The following is a 1,864-nucleotide window of genomic DNA, read 5'->3' as shown; positions in this document are numbered from 1 at the left end:
GGGGTAGAGGGCGCGTAATTGGGCTATAAATCTCTAAATAAAAGGGTTTGAGGCAGTAACATCCAAAAGATGCTTCAGTTTTTAACCGAAAAGTTGTAAATAAAGTTAATAAAATACTTCAGATGTTGTCGCCATACTCCATCGCTTCCCTAATCGATTATCCCAAAATTACCGGAAGTGCTGCTGATGTGGGCTATTGAAGTGATGAGTGGGGTGTTGGTGGGAAATCTAGCGCGGAGATTCGGTTTGGTAGCTCTTTTGTTGACAACCCACTGCTGAGGTAATACTTCAAACAAGACCTTGTGTTTATTTCTAACGCTAATTCCTTAAAGTAAAGAACAGTAGTCGTTACAGGAGCTAGGGATGCGCTTATACTCATGTCCCCTTCAGACGTTTAACTTTGCTCCTAATATTTCTCATTTAGATACGATTGCCTTCCTCTTGTGGATTTTAAGGAATTTTACTGATATTTCCATAGGGTTTCTTTAAGCGGAGAAATAGTTTCGTAAATTTACGATGTTTTTCTCCGTAGAGAAGTGGCATTTTAGAGAAATAGATTTTGGAAAGAGAATTGATATATGAATTTCTTAAAAAAAGACTATTTCAACAATAACTTATTAAACCAGATCCGTTATCAGCTTGAGATATTAGAAATACATGATTCCAAATTAGCCAGACTCTTATGCAAACTAATTCCATCCCATTGTCCTTTTGAAAGAACTGTAACAATTTTGGGAAGGACAGTTTTTCACATTCCACCATTGTGTAAAATCAACCCCCTTTATGAGCAAATAATTGGTCTACGTTACAAGTGTTTGTTGTATTTAGTAGATGAATGTGGCGAAGATGCGACAAGGTATTGTTAAACGGGATTTTTGTTTAGTAAAAAGAGAGAGGAGCTTGTTCTAAAATCTAGATAATGCTTTACTCCTACGTCAGGGTAAGCTTTTGTTGATATTCTTTATACTCTCGGTCTTTATGCTGCCAGTATTTCTCAACTGTTTCTTTAGCAGCGATTGCACTATCGTATTCATCTCCACCTTGGCTTAATAATCGCTGTTTAGTTTGCTTTCGTAAGTCAGAAACAACTTTACCATTAACTTTACGCGTCTTTGACCAATCTAGAACGGCTTTAGGATAGTTACTAGTGTCAATGTATTTCTCCTGTTCAATTTCTGGTAAACTGTAGCTTTGTAGTTCCGGTATCCAGTGGTAAATAAAGTCTCCTTTAGGGTCTTTTTCGGCGATATTCTTCGACGGGTTATAGATGCGAAAAGTATCGCTAAGTGGATTAGTTGCACCAGCCTGCATCTGCCATTGCCAATTATTGATTGCTAAATCTCCATCTACTAAATAGTTCATGTAGTGTTTAGCTCCGTGATGCCATGAAATTCCACAGTTAATAGTTAAAAAGGTGGCGCACATTGCTCGCATCCGAAAATTCATCCACCCCATTGTTTTGAGTTGTCGCATACTGGCATCAACCAGTGGAAAACCTGTCATACCTTCAAGCCAAGCCTGAAATAGTTCTTGTTTTTCTGCCGACAATGTTTCTGGTGTATATAGTTGATCAAATTCTGGGTAACGGTTAGTGTAAGCAATTTCTGGATGAAAATAAAGCCGTGCAGTAAAACTATCATGCCAGCGCAAACGGTCTCGAAATGCTTTGAGAGAGAATTCTGCTTTAGGTTGAGCTTTTAATTCTTCTGCGAAGGCTTTAGTGCTTTGGTAAACAGTGCGAGTTGAAATATTCCCAAAGGTTAGGTGTGGTGATAAATGAGATGTTGCACCAAGCTGTGAGAGCATTGGGCGAGAAAGTTTCCAATGGTAGCCAAAGTATCTTTTTTTGAGAAAAGAGTTCAGT

At 38.3% G+C, this 1,864-nt stretch carries 2 protein-coding genes; one reads left to right on the top strand and one right to left on the bottom strand.

Features of this window, described 5'->3' with window-relative positions; all coding sequences use genetic code 11:
• Window positions 1-578 precede the first annotated feature (578 nt).
• Window positions 579-866 carry a Mo-dependent nitrogenase C-terminal domain-containing protein gene (locus H6G97_RS50665; protein WP_190947728.1) on the top strand — a complete coding sequence of 96 codons (288 nt, stop codon included), beginning with the start codon at window positions 579-581 and terminating at the stop codon, window positions 864-866.
• A 64-nt stretch (window positions 867-930) separates the two neighbouring features.
• Here H6G97_RS50665 and H6G97_RS50660 read toward each other — a convergent pair.
• On the bottom strand, window positions 931-1,864 hold a 934-nt coding region (locus H6G97_RS50660), incomplete at its 5' end, for an FAD-binding domain-containing protein (protein ID WP_277883489.1).

Origin of the sequence: Nostoc flagelliforme FACHB-838 (genome assembly GCF_014698065.1) — a bacterium.
GTDB classification, from domain to species: domain Bacteria; phylum Cyanobacteriota; class Cyanobacteriia; order Cyanobacteriales; family Nostocaceae; genus Nostoc; species Nostoc flagelliforme_B.
The sequence above is the reverse complement of the archived record's forward strand: the minus strand, read 5'-3'. Positions and strand labels throughout refer to the sequence as shown.